Origin of the sequence: Pseudoalteromonas sp. PPB1, from assembly GCF_015356275.1 — a bacterium.
Taxonomy (GTDB): Bacteria; Pseudomonadota; Gammaproteobacteria; order Enterobacterales; family Alteromonadaceae; genus Pseudoalteromonas; species Pseudoalteromonas rubra_D.
On sequence record NZ_JACEQV010000017.1, the window covers coordinates 25,010 to 43,310 of the forward strand.

Genomic DNA, 18,301 nt, shown 5'->3' on the forward strand with positions numbered 1-18,301 from the left:
GATTCAAAGTCCCTTATAAATGCTTAATCAGATCAGAGAATGGTAATTCTTTGCTGAGCCGACGGTTATACTTGATATAGCCCTGACCAGAGCCAGGAGTCCATGTTTTGCCATATTCTATGTATACGATCGTTATGGTCTTATAATCGGCGCTAAATGCGTAAGACTGATACGATTTACTATCCATTGTTTCTATGGCTGTCGGATTATCTTTAGGTAGTGTGTCAACATAATTGATGGATGCTTGCTTTATCTGTGCGTGTGTCTTGCCAGTTGTGCCAACATAGTTATCTTTAATTTCTTCTTCTACGAGCTTAGAAATTCGAGTTCCAAAAGAAGAATTAACGCAAGCTGGAACCTCGACACCAACATAAAAAATGTACTTAGTTCCGTTACATACTTTGTAAGTACCAGAGAGCCAGTCACCTTCAGCTTTGATACTAGTTACCCGAGAATAATGAGTACTCGACTTATCCCAAATAAACTGGGCCTTATATTTATCAATCGCTTCTCTTCTGATCTGGTCCTGAACATTGATATTCTCTTGCGTATAGTCGGTCTCTGATAGCATTTGCTCATTCAGACCATATACATTACCTTGCAACGAAAGCAGGGTTTCAGCTTCAGCATAAGTTGTTATTGTATCGGTTTTACATCGGACTCCAAGCATGCATAGCCGCATATTCGTCACCGCAGCAGTTGCAATATCTCTGCTTAGTTCAAGTCCCACTGATTTCAACTCAAGCTGATGAAAGTGACTTTGCCCAAATACTTCAAAATATGAGAAAGCATTTACCAATTGCTCATCGGAATCTGTATTGTTACCATCACTGACTTTCAACTTGCCATAGCTAATAATGCGACCTGGGGGCGAGTACGCCGTTATTTTAGATTCAGTACCAACTTGTACTTCTTTGTAGGTGGCATTATCGGTCGCATCGTAAGACATTTGTGACACAAGGAAGGTCGTTGCTTCCAGTCTGTAACGCTCGTTGTAGAATTTAGGCGTATTTACGTCAAAATTACCCGCCTGATTGAGTGCCATAATGGCAGAGGAGTTACGAATGTAATATTTCGCTTTCAGTTCCAGGGCATGCTCTGCTGACATTCGTACCTGATTAGCCTGTATGGTGCTAACCTTTATGCCTGAATCCCAGCTTTCACCTGACCCTTTCTTCAATGAATAAGGATTTATATTCTCGATAGCTTTCGCACTGATTGACAAAGAATTAGCGTGAATAGAAGCACTAAGATTAGACCTGTTGGAACCACTGAAGGTCGCATTTTGATATAGGCCATGTTTAGCGCTGGTCACGTCTAAAGTCGGTGTTTTTAACGCTAATGGAGAAGGTGTGTAAGACCGTGTCGTACGAGAACCATTAGTAAAGATACCATTGGTCAAAGTAGCTTTAATGGTTCCAGCTTGCATAACGCCACCAAAACTGTTGTATACGTCGCCATCACTATCGATTTCAATACGCTGCCCAACAAGTCGGCCGCTGTTAATTACCCTCGCCCCCTTAAGTTCTATGGCCCTGCTATCAACTCGACCATAGTTGTAAAAAGTGCCCTCAGTCAGTACCTTGAATGTGCTTGCCATAACATGAGAAGAGCTCTGAACAGAGACTGTATTACGGTTTTTAACCGTTACAATGTTATCAGAATACAATTTACCAGATAAGAATACATTTCCACTGTTGCTCTGAGCGACCTGAATGAATATTCCCTCATTCGGCGCATAGAAGTCGTTTAACCTGGTACTGGTCGCTAGTGCATCAGATAGCGTATTTAGCTCAGTTTGTGAGGAAATGGATACCGGGCCCGCTGCTACGATACCAATACTAGCTGCTTTGAATGTGCCACCCGGAACATAAGATGATGTGGTCGTTTTTGCCGTCAGGATATCCAGGTTACTGTACTTAATACTAAATTCACCCGAATATAGATTGATGCCACCTGCACCAATAATGTAGTTACCCTCTGGTGATACTGAAAACCCGCCTCTGGGGTGACGCTCTGCTCTCAGGTTTGTATCAATTACGCCTGCGGTCACAATGCTTTTCGCGATTATTTCGAGAGACTGGACCCCTGGTGCAAAAAGATTATTGATGTCAACTTTACCTGTGCTGCCAGAGTTAAGGTTAGTACCCGAAAAAGCACCATTTAACAGGGTAACCCGCCCCATATTATCAAAACTACAGCTTTGGCAAGTTAAACTGGTGGAATTGGTCGCAAACACCACATCAATCATTTTTCCAACGACTGAAATTTTACTGTTTAGCTTCATATGTGGTGCTGTTATCACCAAAGTTTCAAGGGGGCTGTTTTCAGCCACTCTGATAGTCAAGGGCTTGCCGGCTTGACTGAATTGAGAAAACTCTAACCGTTCAAGCTTTTGTGTGCCACTAATAACTAAAAAGTCACTACTTGCATTCGGAAATGAAGAGACTGAAAAACCCGCATTTGCGTTATACGCATACCCTGCGGCATAGACACTTTTTGAGGCCAGTGCAGAAGACACAACTCCCCAAAAAATAAGAAATGAAACTATAGTCCTGACGTTCATTTTAACCCTTGCATTACAATTAGCAAAAAGAAATTAACCATAAAAGGTACAGAGAAGGCAGTGTACAGCAAATATACAAGTGGTTCAAACAGTTGCCACAGAGGACTAGACTTTTACAGTTACAAAATAACTATATCGTGGGACCCCAACTTAGCCCAACAGTGACTAAAAAATGCAATAGTTTGAGATTATGCAGGCTTAAATTCAGAGACTGGGCGGCATTTGCCTGACACATCATGGTCCTTGCCAGCCAGCAAAGATAACAATCTCTCTTGCTGATAAATGAGCAGCGCGCGCTGTGCTTGGGAATTACAGCGATCACAAAATCAGTAAATAGTAGTTTCTTGTCGTGCAGAGCAATAAAGAAATGAAACCGTTCCACATCACAAGTGCTTACTACTCAAGAACAAGTCAGCCGATAACAAGGGTAACTGTCTGTTGTTGGTGTGTCGGGTCGCTCCATCCGACAATGCATGTGCCTGATAACCACTCAGATCAGCAAAGTAATACTATGCTGCTTATAGAAGCGTATAGAAGTTCAAGATGACAAAGTAATTTAAGTGAATAATGAAGGGAAAGTCGCTAGCTGCCAAAGTGTTGGCAGCTAAACGAGTTGACAGGACTGTTTAACTAAAGACGCCTGCGTATAATACTGGCACCTGCGAGGACTAACATCAGGAAATGAAGACTACCGCCAGAGCCCCCGTCACCAGACTTTCCAGTGTCAGGCGTTTTATTGTCACTGCCATCCTCTTTTCCTGGTGTCTGGCCATTGTCATTATCGCTTCCACCGTCTGAGTTATCGCCATCAGGGTTTTTGTCACTCCCATCGGAGCCATCACCATCTTCTCCATCAGGTTTTTCACTTTCAGGCTTTTGAACTGATAGCTGTGTGCTTGCACTCGACACGACAGTTTGCTGCCACATTGCATCAACCGACAACTCGACAGTACCTGACTCAGCAAACTGAGTAGTTAACTTGCCCGTTTGTGAACCCGAAGCGATGGGCTCGCCCGCAACAAACCACTGAAAATTTAAATCAAGCGGCTCACTAGACGTCAAGTTTGCCAGAAACTCGACATTTGTGCCCTGCACGACTTGCTCTGGCTGCACGATCACCAACCCGGAGATTTTTGGCGTGATAAGATCAACCAGTTTCTGTGAGGACTCCAATAATTTGCCACCCTGATACACCTCCCGGGTCACAGTATAAATCCCCGGTTGTTCGTACTGATGCTCAGGCTCAGCATCATGAGATACAGCACCGTCACCAAACCGCCAAAAGTACTGCGCGTCACTTGCCAATACAGTGCACGTCAAAAAACATAAAAGACCGCTCATTACTTTGTACATAGTCACTCCTTGATAGTGAAATTGAAGCATTCACAACACCAAAACCGTGTTCATTTCCCAGCTAACGCCAAACTCACTTTAACATAAAAATTACAAAAAAATCGATATACGCGCCAATGTAAACGAATATAAACCTGAATCTAATCAGTCCACATTGGTTGTTATTTCACCATCAAAGGTGCCATAATCTTTGACGAAGTTAAGCTTTAAAGCGTGTGCCTGCTAACAGACACACACGATATTTCTATTGCTGAAAAGCCATACCATAAGTGCTTAATGCCCCCTCACACAATCGCCAGTTCAAAATCCCACGTGCAGGTGCAGCTGAATCAATGAAAGTCGGTGCCCATCGCAAATTACGAAACAGAACACTGTGCGCTTGTGACACAGCACCAGAACGAACAGCCTCTTGCCTCGCCAGCTCACATTGTTTCCAATCCTGAGCATCGCTGGTAGGCAACTGCAAATCAGTTATATCGTAGCTCGCTGGGCAAGATTTCCCGCGCTGCATACAGGCGTTTTTCATTTCCTGAACTTTATTTTCGCAAGCATATCCAAAGGGGTTATCACGACAAAACCGGGCTGCGGTGAAGGAAAACCACGCATTGTCATAGGCAAGACTCTTGATGCGCTCTACAGCCAGGCGCTGTGTTTCAGGCAAATAGGCATAATAGCTGTTGAGCAAACTGGCAGCTTGTTGCTCATCCAAAATAGCCTGTTTGAAGTCATCTTCCAGTTCGCTGATCAACCACTTGGTTGCATTTCTCACTATCTGATATTCTGGTACCAGCGCGCGTAATGGCAATGAGGATTTGTCGTATCGAGTTGTGTAGTAACGTACCACATTGTAATCACTGAGTGACGTTAATTGACCATTAAATCCCGTTTTCGCATATTTAACTGCCTCATAAAACATATCAAAGCAGGGCTGTGGGTTATCCAAAGAGCAGGTAATGATATTATTGGGTATGACACTCAGCAACTGTTTGGGATCACCTCCTTGCTGAACCGCCCTCACCGTTATTTTGACCGACGATTTTTTATCGTGCTGCAAGTAATTAAGTTGCCCGCCGACATTAAATGCGCCCCCGTATAAGTCAACATCCAGATACCCTCCAATATCTGACTTATCTTTATTACTCCCATAGTCAATCTTTAAATTGACCAGGACATTTGCACCATACTCAATACCAGTCACAAACTCATCACCAACCAAGTCTTGTAACTGAGTCTGATGATTGTGCGCTATTTTTTCTCCAACCTGTGAGAGGGTATATCCTGTGTTTTGATTCACAGGCAAAAACACACGCTTTTTCGGGGTGCTGGAAGCACTGAATGTGTAGGAGCTTGAATACGTGCTGGATGCCATTTCTTTTGCCAAAGAGGCCCCGGCAGATACACGCACCACAGGGAAATTCACATCAGTATCAACACTGCCATTAAGCATAGTCAGCATATCGTCGTAACTCATGTCGATACCGGTTTTAAATTGCAGCTCGGTATTACCAAAGCTCTCGTCAACAACACCACTGACAGCTTGTACATTCAAAAAGCGCTTTTTTTGGCTATCATAAGCCGTGCCTACTTCTATATGATCATTGATCAGCCCCGAAATGACAGAGCCTGTAAGACTGTTATGGGTCATCTGAGTATCAGTACTGTATGTACAAACACTTACAACCGCCAACTTTATCGTCAGTAATGCAGAGTAAATAGGTTTCATATCATCTTCCTTAACGAACCGTCACCAGATAATCTTCGACTTCACCATAATGAATTCGAGTACACGCGTTATCCGAGCCTCCGCCAGCATCGGTTGCAATACGCATCAACGTCAAACCTTCAGGCACTGTTGTGGGCACATCCAGCAAAAACTTGAAAACGCCTGATGATGCCGAACGGTACACCATTTCAGATTGCTCAAACTGACCATTGTGATTCCAGTCTAGCCATACCCGAACAGCTACATAAGAAGGAAACTCCGGCTGTTTGTTTCCCGGCTTAATGGTCACTTTCGCTACCTGATTTGCTCTGAGTACAATCACTTTTCCCGAAACCAAGCTATGTTCATGTTTCTCAGACTGGTGAATAAAATCATCCACTGTTACTTCAGAGATCCACTCCCATTCGTGATCATAGCTGCGATTATCACAATATGATCTCGGCAAAACTGTCGTTTTAAGGGCAACCGGCTCATATTCTGGGGGCAAGATAGAGCACGCTTCGCCCGCGCTGGTACCTGCATACCATTGATAAGGATTGGTAAAATCAACGTTTGCAAAGGTCAGGTACTGAGCTTTCCCCGCGGCTAGCGCAGCGTCAGAGAGCCATAACTCTCTAAGCTGACGAAGTTTTTCCTCTTTACCGACAATATCGGTCGTGCCATGCATTCGCTCCCACAGCTCAACCAATAATCCATCGTAACACTTACTCAACCAGGCAAACCGGCCTTGAGCCTGCTCTACCGTAAGTAAGTCACCCAGCTCGCTAAACCTGGCTTGCTGGTGTGTATTTGTATTTTGCTCTGATGCTAACGCCAGAACTGGCAGACCTAAAGACACAAGCAATACGAACAAAACCAATAAAAATCTGAGTATATTCATGGGATATCCTTATCTTAATACGTCACTGATGGTGCTATAATCACGCAAATAAACCAGATTATCGGCCTCGTAATCAATGCAGTGATTGCCTTCAGGGTTACGCTCACAGTAGTCCACCAAATCGGCAAATAGGTTGGCGTTAGCACGACTCTTAGTCTCAATATCCTGCAGCTGCTCAAGTTGTTGCGCAGAAAACTGTGCTGCGTAATAACGTTGCAGATTTTTTGCACGCCGATAAACCAATCGCTCATCTATCCAGCGTGCCGTCAGCTCCTTGACGATTAATCGCGTCAGGTAATTACCGGGTGTGTAACCGTTATCAGGAATAAGCAGTTGGAGATCTGCACCAGAATCCAGATAACTGGCTGTATATACGTCAGTAATATTGTAATCATCCAATGAATTAAATTGATTGATGTAGTCCGTTTTCAGATAATGTATCGCCGCTTCAAACAAGTTAAAGCAGGGTTCAGGGTTGAACAATGTGCAGTGCATAATACCGTTAGGTATGACTTGTAGCAGCCTGTTGGGATCTCCCCCACTTTGGATACCACTTATAGTGATCTTAACTGATTTTCTCTTATCTTCAGCTATTTTCTGAAGTTCACCGTCAACTTTCACTGTGCCTATCCAGTCAACACTCAGGTAGCCCCCAATGGTGCGTTTGTCTGTTTCATTTCGGTACTCAATTTTCATATTAATGACGACATTTGAGCCATACGCAAAACCATGCACAAACCCATCACCCAGGTTACTTGCCTTGTTCCCGGGATATGCCTTCGCCAATTCCTTTGCGGCTAGTGTCGGCTGGTAGCCCGAATCATTGTTGGGAATCAACATACTCGATTTAGGTTTAATTGAAGAATAGACAGTGTAAGTACCCGTATACCTGTCAGCACTGATGTCTTTGGCATAGTTTGCACCTGCATCCGCTCGTACCACAGGCAATTCGAAGCCAGCATCAACCTTACCATCAACAAGCTTGAGAGCTTGCTGATAGCTCAAGTCAACACCTACTCTGAAATCTATATGCGTATTACCCAGATGCTCAACTCGTCTGCCAAGCACAGATTGCAGCCCTAAAAATCGCTTACCTTTGCTCTGATAAGCCGTTCCCAGCGGCACTAGGTCGTTACTCTGATCAATGTTTGTTCGTTTCTCTACTTCATGGACAGCTATATCGAGAGCGTGTGCCTTTATCAATAACAGGGCGACCCCAAATAACAACATAATCGAAACCACATTACGTATTTTCATAATCATATCTCCATGAAAGGCCCTGATGGGCCTTAGTATTTGTCAATCCATGACTACTGCTTCAGACTGTTCAGATAGTCCTGATGCCAGGCCTGAGGCAAACGATTAAGCACATCTTCAGTTGTTTCGATCTCATTGCTAAACTCATGCTCACTTTGCATTGCCAAATCACCCACTTGCAGGCCATTTGCAAACATGCTGAAGGACTCATCTGGCTGATAATCCGGATCATCATTACCGCGACCCAGACGAAGGTTATATACCTTATCGGTAAACTCGACCTCCTCTATGTGAGTGATCATCTCTAGCCCATTTTCAGTTAAGATCTGCGTACCCTGTTCAACCTTACTCGCCCAGACAGCTTTACCAGATTGCATCACAACAGGGTGAGACTCAGTCAATAACAGTGTTTTACCTGACTTAGTTCTCAGCTGAACCATAGGGATGGTTTCAACACCAACAGAAATATCCTCAATTGTCAGTGCTAGATGGTTAGCAGGTGAAAACTCACTGGCACCCAACACCTGGTCGCCCACTTCAAGCTGTTCTATTGGAAGCTGCTTACCATTTGGTAAGGTGATCAAAGTGCCTTCGGCCAGGCAACTATATACAATTTGCATCTGGGGATGACCTATATCCTGCCAACCACTATCCATATCTGAGGAGCCAATAACAAAAGAAGCCGTTAGCGGCGGTCTCCCAGGGCGAATTACGTGATCAAGTGCAAAATGCATAATCCAGTGGGTATCCTGATATCTACCAAATAAGGTAGCATCTCCGAATACACCTTCATTTTGTGGGATATCCCAGGATATAACTGTTCTATCAATACCATTCCACTTCTCATACTTGAGGGTTAACTCTCTAGCAAAAAAGCCGCTAATAGCTTGATAATTAGACCCCCCAATCGGCACTGCACCTCCGCCCTCTTTTGTCTGAATAAATATATTTGTGCCATGATTCACGAAAACTGGCTGGTCAACTACGGGGTGCTCAACTAGTGTGATTTCGCCATTTATCTCCTTTACCTCTAGCGTAGTAAAGTCCGGCAAGTAGATACGAGATACTTTACCCACTACACGGAAACTCCCCTTGAACGGCACCTTTAGTTTGGTTTCACTGGTTGGAGTTCCTGTCGGATAGATATTTTCATAATCGCAATCCCCAAAGTTCCGATTGAGACACATCACGATCCTGCCATCCGGCACGCCCGCACCTGCTTCAGAGCGGTTGTCAGTGGGCATTTCAATTTTAGTTTGAAAACCACCTTGCGCCGCCATAGGGGCTATTGGAAAATCTGCAGCGCTAGGTGTAGCTGACGTAGACTGGCTAAGGTAGCCTAATTTAGCGAGCAAAGTCTCTTTTGAATACTCCACCACAACGTTACGATCTTCCACAACCTGCCTGTTATTAGAGTCTTTGTATACTACCGTGATCCAGCCATCAGCAAAAATGCGTTCCGACGCTATAAGTTTTGACAGAATATTTTGTGTTTTAGCATACGAGTAAACAGATTTACGCTTAGCTTCAATGCCATCACCAAAGTATTCATTGTATGCAGACTCGGTGAGTTGCTCGCCTTTTTCATTGATCAGACGAAGGTCTATCAATGTGTAATCTGTCGACACCGTTTTACTATTCAAGGCAGAGAGTACAACAAATTGTTCACCTGTAGACGGACTTGTCGCTGGCTCCACCCCCATATGTTTAAAAAAAGAACACAAATCAGGCCTACCAAACGTACAGTTCTGTAACGAACGAAGACCAAAATGTTCGGCACTTGACGAACTTTGTTCCAACCTTTGCTCAATCAGAGAAAACAAATGAGGTCGATTTTTTCTACTCAGACCGTGCTGCGCTAGCCGCGCTTTCAAGCGAGCATTTTTGTTCTGCATGTCTTGTTGATATGCGACATTGCTGTTGGCTTTGATTAGACCTGCAAAAGCTTCAGGCATGACGGATACCGTCCCCAATGCCAGTGCAATGGATAAATAGAGAGGTTTCATATTTTATTCCCTTAATATGGAGAGTGTTTTGAGCAAACGCTCAGGTCCCGTCTGCGATATGCAAATAGAACCCTACTGCAAGTAATCGCGTTAAGTCGGATGAAGAACTACATTAGCTTTAGGTATGGCTTTTTTTGTTTGACGATTTAAGAACATTATCAACTCAGAACGCTGATATAGACGCCGATTCATTCCAGACTTCAGGTCAAAATAAGCTCGAGGTCTAAAAATATAAGAAGTCGCATTTGGAAAATAGAGATGCACTGAGTCAATTGAGCTCTCAGACAGCTTTGATTCAGTAGAATTATTTGAATATTTTGGCGTCAGAGCATTAATAAACTTAACTTTATTTTCATTTTTGATTTCAAAGTCAAATTCAGAGAAAGTAGGTTTCCTTGACTTTACAACGTTTATTTTTAGGTCAAAAACTTGGCCTTTAGTGATGCCACCGCAGCTATATATATGATTGTAGCTATCTCCAACAGTCACACGCATCATTATATTGCCTGGCAATATTCCACCAGGGAAAGTTAATGATATACGCTCATCACTCTTTATCTGGCCTTCAAAATAAACGTCTTGCGATTCAAATACCCCATTGCGATTAGTATCCAACAATACGGTCACATATTGCCCAATTGAACCGAGGCCTAACTCAATCGAGTTCTCTTGCTCAACGTACAGAGTAAGAGGCTGATCAAAAATCTCTTGGTAACTTTGTGGCTCCAACAACAGACTTTGCTGGTTGATGGTCACATCATTCACTAGGTCCGTTTTTTTATCCCCAATCCAAGGTGAGCAAATCATGCCTAATGGACGTGAATAATAATCCCGGAAGGCAAATAGCTCCTCACCATTCCTTTTAACCACTTTAAATTTAAAGCGAAAAAGCAAATCGGACTCAACAGCATGAACCCTTTGTAAAAACGGGTAAATAGCATCACCTGCGTTACGCTCCCATTGTTCAGTAGTTCCATCCCCCCACTCAACGGCAATATGCTCTATTTCAAAGATGGGCAGCGTCTCAATCAAATATCTAAATTCATCGTACTGTGGTACAGCAGTAACTGCCAAGCTGGAAATTTCAGACGTTTGCGCCACCAGTCCCACCAAGTGCAATGCCCCATCAACATTCCTCAACGCTGCCTCTTCAGGCTTACCCACAACCCCTGAATCTGCAACCAACATAAGACACGCAGCAGCATCATCTAAACTAGCACTAGAGGGCAGACATGATACATTAGCGTTTAAAAATAGTTTGAATGCTTCTTCTATTGTCCAACCATAAGTTTTTACCAGCTCATAAAATGCTTTTCTAAAAATACCACCCACGTCATAGTGAGACATATTTGCGCGAAACGCACTAAGGTGATCGATACTACTGCCATCAAGGGACGGCAGAGCGAAGTAACGCTCCCCCATATCTTGGACTCGTAAATCCCAGCCGATCCACCATTTCTTATCTGTTTGTGGGCGTTCCGAGCCATCTAACACTTGTTTTATAAATGCCTCAGATGAGCTAAAGCTACCCGCAGCTTTACGCTGTAAATAATCCAATACTGCTACACTGGCAATATCAGAAAACGCTTCATTATAGGCTCCAGCTTCCCCACTATTTCCTAGCTGGCTATTCCAGTGTGTTAATGCGTGCGCAGCCTCATGCGCAACCACACTTAAAGTAGTATGAGAGTAATGACTGTAGCCATAATATCCGGTGCCATAATTAGCATAAGTATCGTCCCAGTAGGCCTTGTTCATACCCAAAGTATTGTTTCTTACTCTTTGTTTGAGTACCTTTAGACAGAATCCATCATTCACACAGGCGGCTTGCTGTTCGGGAAACAGTTCATTTAACTGCAGATGAAAAAACTGCATGGTCAGTCCACCGTAGAAGTGGGCATCATTTAATGGGCTGTAGCTAAAATAGTCAAAATAGTCTTTATCTACATCTGCACCGTCAAAATACTCGTAATACCCCACACAATTGTAGTTAAAGGGGTTCGTGTTGTGCGCACTATAATCAATAGTCTGCACATACGGGTTTTCCAAAAAACAACTTCCACCTTCTTTTCTCACCACAAAAGGATAACCGTCGAATTCCGCGAAGATGAGTGGGCTATCTGTATCACTTACATCATTAAACAACAGTTCAGTTGAAGCGCTGGTCGTTTCATCGTATTGATATCCAAGACAAGCCTCCATGGTCGCCGGTTGCGGTGAGTAACATATGGCCCCCATTTTTTCATTGCCACCAATGCCACCAGCAGCCACATATCGGCCCTCATCAGAAAAATGATCAACCCCCTGCTCAGATTGAAGTACGCTGAGTGTATCAGCACTGATAGTGAGTCTATGTATGCCCTTTTTCGAAGTGGCCGTGACCTGAAACACACCAATCAAGCGGCCTTGCCAAACCATATAAGCTCGGCCGAAATCCTTAAATTGAGTCTCCGGGCTTATGTTTGGATCGGCAAGCAGTCGTTGCCTGATTTCCAACAGGGAACTATGAAAGTACTGACCATCCAGAGCCTTCTTTACCTCTTTCACCCTCAATGCAGCCCCAAGGCCCTGTAGGATCTGGCCCGCACTGTTCCTGACGAGTACAAATTGCCCATCGACCACTGGCTTTTCTCGATAAAGAACCTGATAATGCTCGAACCGTTTGGCTGCTCCTATAGTTTTTACGTGCTGATAAGTAAGCCCTTTTTCGGCAGGTCCAGTCTTCAACGCCAAGGGTTCTACCCGGACTTGCGCCTGCAATACTTCCTCAATTTCCTGCCACAGATGCTGTTGATTTAGTAATGTGTGCTTGTCGACCCATTGTGTATCAGCGTAACTCAGACAACTGAAACAGCACAAAAAGGCCACCATGGGGACTTTGTTAATAGGCATTCACTCTCTCCCTGAATACACATAGTTTAAAAAATAGACTTCCCTTGTAAGTTTGTGACCCGGCTATAGCGCTAACACTATGAAGTAATTACTTCTTTTTATAGGGTGTTCAAACCTAACGTATTACGTCATAAAAGCGTAATTTACAAACACCGAAAATGAAACAAAAAACAAACAACCTGTTAAAATTTCATATTCGCGCTCGCACCTCAATCACGCTCAGACTAAACAGACAAGCTCAAAACCTAGTTAGTTTGTATGCTGGTATTACACGAACAATCAGAAGATTGTTCCGTTATACAAAAATAAATGCGTCCTTTGATTGAAAAGTTAATTGATACTTCAGAAAGTTAAGCGGGCCCGAAGTTTTCATGGAAGGGAAACTATTTGCTTTTTTAGAACTTAAACACCAAACATAACCCTGCGTTTGGTGTACAAAAGTTAATGTGATCATACATTGAAGCGGCCATCATAGGCCAGGTACAGCAAGCTTTGCATCTGTACCGACGCTTTATCACTGGTACAGATATCAAAAACAACCAAAAAACCAAGTCTGAGCGGGGGCGCATTACCCCTGCCAGTACTTTGCAAACAATTGTGGGTAGGTTTGCTTTAACACTTTGGGCTTGTTTTTAAACTGCTTACCCTGTGGCGCATAGTTCACGGTGTTGTGATATGGCAATTCCTGCTCGGTTTTTTGCTCGTAGAGCAGTCCTGCTGTCAGATCTAACTCGTCGCAATACGGATAGGGCAAATTGTCGCGCAGGGGCATGTCATCAATGTTTGCCAGGCTATCTGGCTCGGCCAACACCTGGTCTACCAGCTCTTCGCCTTGAGTCAGTAACCAGTTACAAAAATCCAGAAAGTCATATTCACTATTACAACCGCACGTGACATAAGCAGCCCCCCAGATATCCCAGTGCCATAAACGTCTGAGCTGTTTACTGTAGTGGCTATCAAAGTCGGCGACATCAGTATCAGAGAGCGTCTCGAGCCTGGCTTTTAATTGAGCCGCTTTATCTTTGGTTTGGTTATCGATGGCAATGAGCTGCCAGAATTGGGTCTGATCCATGGAATAAAACACATCAGGGAGTAATCATACGATTTTACCACAACCCGCCAGCTGAAGGGTATGATATGGCGGATTACAGGCACAAAAAAAGCAAGCCATAGCTTGCTTTTTCTTTTAAGCCATAAATTATAGCTTAACGATTTCTTCTGCCTGAGGGCCTTTTTGACCTTGAGTCAGTTTGAACTCAACGCGCTCGCCTTCAGCTAGTGTACGGAAGCCGTCACCTTTGATAGCACTGAAGTGTGCAAAGACATCTGGGCCATTTTCCTGAGCGATGAAACCAAAGCCTTTTGATTCGTTAAACCACTTTACGGTACCTGTTAAAGTATTAGACATGATAGTAAATCCTGAATATTAAAATGATGCCAATCCTTAAAAGCTAACCTCTGCCCTGTTGCAAAGGATCCTTCTATACAAAAAACTGGCAAACCTATGCCCATGTGGGCGCATAGACCTAAATTTTGCCGGTGATAAAACTTCAGGACGGTACTACTACAAGCAAAAACTTATACAACAACGTAATGGAGATTTATAAACACTGACCCAAATTCTGTCTACGTTCATCTTATCGGGCTGCCCCTCTAAGTCAACTAATTTTTAATCATATTTATTAATTCTTAATGACACTAACAAGTCGCTTTCAAGGCAGAGGAGACAAGGGTGTACCTTTTTTATTTTAGCTAATTGGTGGGACTATGATCGAGGGCAAATTGTGGTTAATTTAACCTGATATAACACCTTTGGAGACTATGCTTTGCATCCAAACTGGGTATAATTCTGCGAAGTTCTCGCGAGGCGTTTTTTATGCTCAAAAAAATTTTTAGCCTAATAGCCAAAGTTATCACCTTGTGTACTTTTAGTGCATCACTATTTGCCACACCATTAACAATCTCTTACCTTCAACATCCAAGTGTGCGCGATCAGGCCCTGCCTTTAATCCAGGCCGCTTACAACCAGGCAGGAATTAAGGCCAATTTTGTAGCCATGCCAGCACACCGCGTACTGCACGAAATTACAGCACAACACACCGATGGTGATGTGATCCTGGCACGAGAGATTTTCGCCCCTTTTAAAGATGTTATTGCTGTCGGGCCTGCTTTAACGGAAGTGGAATTTGTCCTCTTATGTGTTGCGAATGTACCGTGCGATAACTCAGTATTGGTGGCAACGCCCAGCACCATAGTCGCAACCGATCAGTCCAAACGTGTTTTGCTCAATAAGTATCCGCACGCGAACAGAAACACCTTTTACCATATAAACAACCTGGCCAAGTTGCCCGAGCTGCTGAACGTACATCGGTTTGACTATGCAATATTTGTGGTTTCTACTCAGTGGCCGCTCCCAGACTCACTGTCTCATTTACATGTGCACCACTTATTTCGCTCCAAAGCCTACCATGTGATGCACAAAAAGCATGCTGGGCTTGCTGCGCAACTTGCTCTGGCTATCTCAACAGTCAAAGCGCAAAAAGGGCTCTGATTTTAATCCTCTATGGGCTCTGATTGTGCATGGGTCACAGGAAAGCGCAACATGATACCTAACCCACTTTGATTGCAATTTACATAAACGGTCCCACCAAGATCATTCATAGCAATGCGTTTGACGTGAGCCAGACCCAGTCCTGAGCCAGCCACTTGCTTTTTGGTCGAATAAAAGGGGGCAAATATGTCTTCAGGATGAACCAACTCAACCCCAACCCCATTATCACTAAACCTGAGCTTAAGCTCAGCTTGTTTTACTTTTACAGCGATTGTAATCGTTGGCCGATCAACCCCTGAAAATGCATGTTCAATTGCGTTTGTAATGAGATGATTTAACGCCTCGATGAGACTGGCAGGCTTTAGATACAGGAGCACATCAGCGCTTTGCTCAACGTCAATATTCAGCACAACATTGTGCATCGCCAAAGAAGACTCCCAAACACTTTCCAGTGATTTAAATACATCGGTAATGCGACATACCCTGGTTACACCATCATGTCCCTGAACAATTGACTGCTTAAGCCTGTCTATTTTGTCATCAATATGATGGAGATTACGTGATAATAAGTCAGCAGCCTGGTGAATGCATGCTGCCTGCTTTTGTACCTCAGGTAAAAGCACAGGGTTTTGTTGCAGTAAGCGGCTAAGCTGCTCTGCTGATTCACTCAACATGGATGCCGAAGTCACACTAACCCCCAGTGGCGTATTCAATTCATGGGCTAGCCCCATGGTCATCAGGGCTTGCTCTTTAAAAGCTTCTTTGTGATCATGTTCCTTTTGCTGTGACAGCATTCTGAGTTGTAGCTCAAACAGGTGCTTAAGGGAACTCAGCATGGCTCTGGCCTTAGTGCCAAAAGTATTTTCTTTACTGTCCAGAACACAGACTGTGCCAAAGACAGAGTCATCAACATTTTTTATGGGTAAGCCAAGATAAGCAATCATGTTGAGCTTAATATCTGGGTTGTGGTCCCAGACAGGGTCTGCCAGAGCGTTGGGCACACAGAGTTCGCTTTCTGCCTTTATGACGGTTTCACAATATAACCCTGAGCGCTCCCAGCACTCACTGTCACCAATTTCGTACGGGTTTTCTTTATTGAGGCTTTTGTTGAACACGCTCAAATGCGGCCCGTTGAGCTTCATGATCAATGCCACCGGAACTTCCAATAGTTCGGCAACCCGGCTTAAAAGCTCGTTCCATTGCATCACCAGCTGATCTGATAAAGTATTGGTGTTCACTCGCTTGCTCCTCACAAGCCCTTTTCCTGGCAACATGCCTGTCAGACTTGCTCTTTGAGTATAGCCTGCTCACACCATTTTAAAATTCAAACTCTAATGCCAGCCTAAAGCTATGATCTTTGCTCACCTGACTCAATTCTGTGACAAAGCCAATTTCCCACTTGAGCTGTTTTTGACCCTGAAAACGGTGTAACCCAATCACAGCAGGCCCCACTCCCACAAAGTCTTCTCCGGTATAAACTTCAATTGCCGGCTGAAAAGCACTTATCCAACGATAGCGATATTGAGCACGGAACTCGGCCTCCCACCCATTACTGACCATACTGCCCCACTCTCTGGCAATAAAAGCATTAAGTGTCAGACTGTTACGGCCAAACTCTTTCTCAAACAAAAGACCTACTGTCGCTTCATAAGCCGATTCTTTATGACGTTTTTCATATTCAAACAACAGCCCCCAATCAGCCCAGTATCGCCCTTGTTCAACAAGCTGCCAGCGTACCTCAGCTTCATATCCCGCCATATCGAAGTTATCATCCGGATCTCGTTCACCAATTGCGTAACCTTCAACAGTCATGGTTTCCGTCAAACTCCAGCCTAATCCCAGACGCTGCGCCAGTACATTCCCAGTATCATTTTGTCGGGATAATAACCGCCATTCAACTTCACGTTCCAGAGGCAGCACGTAAGGATGATATACTTTATCAACGACCATATCGTCAGCCTTAACATGGCCTGACTTGACCACAAGCCCGGCAAGGCATCCAATCATAATGGCCTTTAGCATCATATTATGCTTCACTGCCCTGCCTCCAGTTATAAACAAACCAAAAAACTCCCGTTCCCGCTGCCAAAGCCAATATCGACCACAAACTTGGCGTGGCTTCATAGCCAAATAGTACTTTCAGGATCCGACCTCCAACACTGTATTCATCCACCCAAGTTCGCATATCCAACAACGCTGTATAAGCCGGGATGATATCGATCTGGGCAGCCAAATCACTGGCGAATACCAATTTACTGGCGCTGTGTAAGGCGACAAACACAGTCACCAGTAACAACATTTTTCGCGTCGCCCAGAGTAAAGAAAAATACAACAATACTGCGAAACTGGCGCATATACTGACCCCCAAAACAGCACCCAGCATTAACGCAAAGGCTTCATCCATCTGCCAGTAGCCATTAAAATAAGTCAGGAAGTTACTTAAGTATAAAGTGAGTGCAGCAGCCAGGCTCATCACCCTGGCGCAAGCAAGATCAAAGATATAATGGCCTGCTAAACCAACAAATAACGTTATCAGCATAAGAATCTGAATCAGCTCCAGCCCACGATAATCCCACCACACTGAAATATCTGCAGCCAGAATCAATAAGGCCATACAACCCAAGCCCCCTAGTAAGGTACCCAAAGCGCCTTGTTTTACCGATAAAACGCTTTTCCCGGTTGCACAAAGCAGTACGCAAACCACGGCTACAGGCAAACATTGGTTCAATGTGATCACCACAGAATTAAGGAGCATTGCTATCCTCCTTCGCGATAACTATGCCTCTCGCCGTATTAGGAGCAAATTCACCGAAGAAACTATACTCACCTGGTTCAAGCGGCCCGATGTAGATGACACTTTTTCTGCCTGGAAATAGTACTTTCTCCCGATTAAGATCAAAACTATCAAATTCTTCTGCTGCGGGGTCTTGATTCTCAATTACCAGGCGAATCTTTTTTCTTGCTGGTACAACAATTGATTGAGGGCTAAAGAGGTGGTTTTTAAGCACAATGCTACGAGTTTCCAATGCAAATGTTGGAGCACACACCATGCACAGTGCAAGTGCCAAATGCG

The 18,301-nt window shown here is 44.0% G+C and carries 14 protein-coding genes; 1 reads left to right on the forward strand and 13 read right to left on the reverse strand.

Annotated features, from left to right (window positions below):
* Positions 1-13 precede the first annotated feature (13 nt).
* From IY568_RS16640 to IY568_RS16680, 9 genes are all read right to left on the reverse strand, one after another.
* On the reverse strand, positions 14-2,521 hold the full coding sequence (locus IY568_RS16640; RefSeq protein ID WP_194868157.1) for a hypothetical protein: 2,508 nt from the start codon (positions 2,519-2,521) through the stop codon (positions 14-16).
* A gap of 675 nt (positions 2,522-3,196) precedes the next feature.
* On the reverse strand, positions 3,197-3,919 hold the full coding sequence (locus tag IY568_RS16645; protein WP_194868158.1) for a PKD domain-containing protein: 723 nt from the start codon (positions 3,917-3,919) through the stop codon (positions 3,197-3,199).
* A 244-nt stretch (positions 3,920-4,163) separates the two neighbouring features.
* On the reverse strand, positions 4,164-5,642 hold the full coding sequence (locus tag IY568_RS16650) for an internalin (RefSeq protein ID WP_194868159.1): 1,479 nt from the start codon (positions 5,640-5,642) through the stop codon (positions 4,164-4,166).
* A 10-nt stretch (positions 5,643-5,652) separates the two neighbouring features.
* Positions 5,653-6,522: a GEVED domain-containing protein gene (locus tag IY568_RS16655; protein WP_194868160.1), complete on the reverse strand. Its 870-nt coding sequence runs from the start codon at positions 6,520-6,522 to the stop codon at positions 5,653-5,655.
* 9 nt (positions 6,523-6,531) lie between these two features.
* On the reverse strand, positions 6,532-7,779 hold the full coding sequence (locus IY568_RS16660; protein WP_194868161.1) for a hypothetical protein: 1,248 nt from the start codon (positions 7,777-7,779) through the stop codon (positions 6,532-6,534).
* A gap of 53 nt (positions 7,780-7,832) precedes the next feature.
* Positions 7,833-9,785 (reverse strand): Hint domain-containing protein, encoded by a 1,953-nt coding sequence (locus IY568_RS16665; RefSeq protein ID WP_194868162.1) that lies wholly within the window; start codon positions 9,783-9,785, stop codon positions 7,833-7,835.
* 90 nt (positions 9,786-9,875) lie between these two features.
* The gene (locus tag IY568_RS16670; RefSeq protein ID WP_194868163.1) at positions 9,876-12,677 is read right to left on the reverse strand and encodes a M4 family metallopeptidase; all 2,802 of its coding nucleotides are present in this window, start codon (positions 12,675-12,677) and stop codon (positions 9,876-9,878) included.
* Positions 12,678-13,245: 568 nt separating this feature from the next.
* On the reverse strand, positions 13,246-13,749 hold the full coding sequence (locus IY568_RS16675) for a DUF4240 domain-containing protein (protein WP_194868164.1): 504 nt from the start codon (positions 13,747-13,749) through the stop codon (positions 13,246-13,248).
* A gap of 126 nt (positions 13,750-13,875) precedes the next feature.
* On the reverse strand, positions 13,876-14,085 hold the full coding sequence (locus IY568_RS16680; protein WP_010380108.1) for a cold-shock protein: 210 nt from the start codon (positions 14,083-14,085) through the stop codon (positions 13,876-13,878).
* 468 nt (positions 14,086-14,553) lie between these two features.
* Between IY568_RS16680 and IY568_RS16685 the strand changes: the two genes are divergently transcribed.
* On the forward strand, positions 14,554-15,228 hold the full coding sequence (locus IY568_RS16685) for a hypothetical protein (protein WP_194868165.1): 675 nt from the start codon (positions 14,554-14,556) through the stop codon (positions 15,226-15,228).
* A gap of 2 nt (positions 15,229-15,230) precedes the next feature.
* Here IY568_RS16685 and IY568_RS25330 read toward each other — a convergent pair whose 3' ends face one another.
* The 4 genes from IY568_RS25330 to IY568_RS16705 form a co-directional block, all read right to left on the reverse strand.
* Positions 15,231-16,466, reverse strand: a complete 1,236-nt coding sequence (locus tag IY568_RS25330; protein WP_194868166.1) for an ATP-binding protein — start codon at positions 16,464-16,466, stop codon at positions 15,231-15,233.
* Positions 16,467-16,545: 79 nt separating this feature from the next.
* A complete protein-coding gene (locus IY568_RS16695; RefSeq protein ID WP_416365171.1) occupies positions 16,546-17,250 on the reverse strand; it encodes a hypothetical protein in 705 nt (234 codons plus the stop codon).
* A gap of 4 nt (positions 17,251-17,254) precedes the next feature.
* Positions 17,255-17,983, reverse strand: a complete 729-nt coding sequence (locus IY568_RS16700) for an iron transporter (protein ID WP_125562664.1) — start codon at positions 17,981-17,983, stop codon at positions 17,255-17,257.
* Complete coding sequence (locus tag IY568_RS16705) at positions 17,973-18,278, reverse strand: cupredoxin domain-containing protein (protein ID WP_228553412.1); 306 nt, start codon at positions 18,276-18,278, stop codon at positions 17,973-17,975. Before IY568_RS16705 ends, IY568_RS16700 begins: the two co-directional genes overlap by 11 nt.
* Positions 18,279-18,301: the final 23 nt, after the last annotated feature.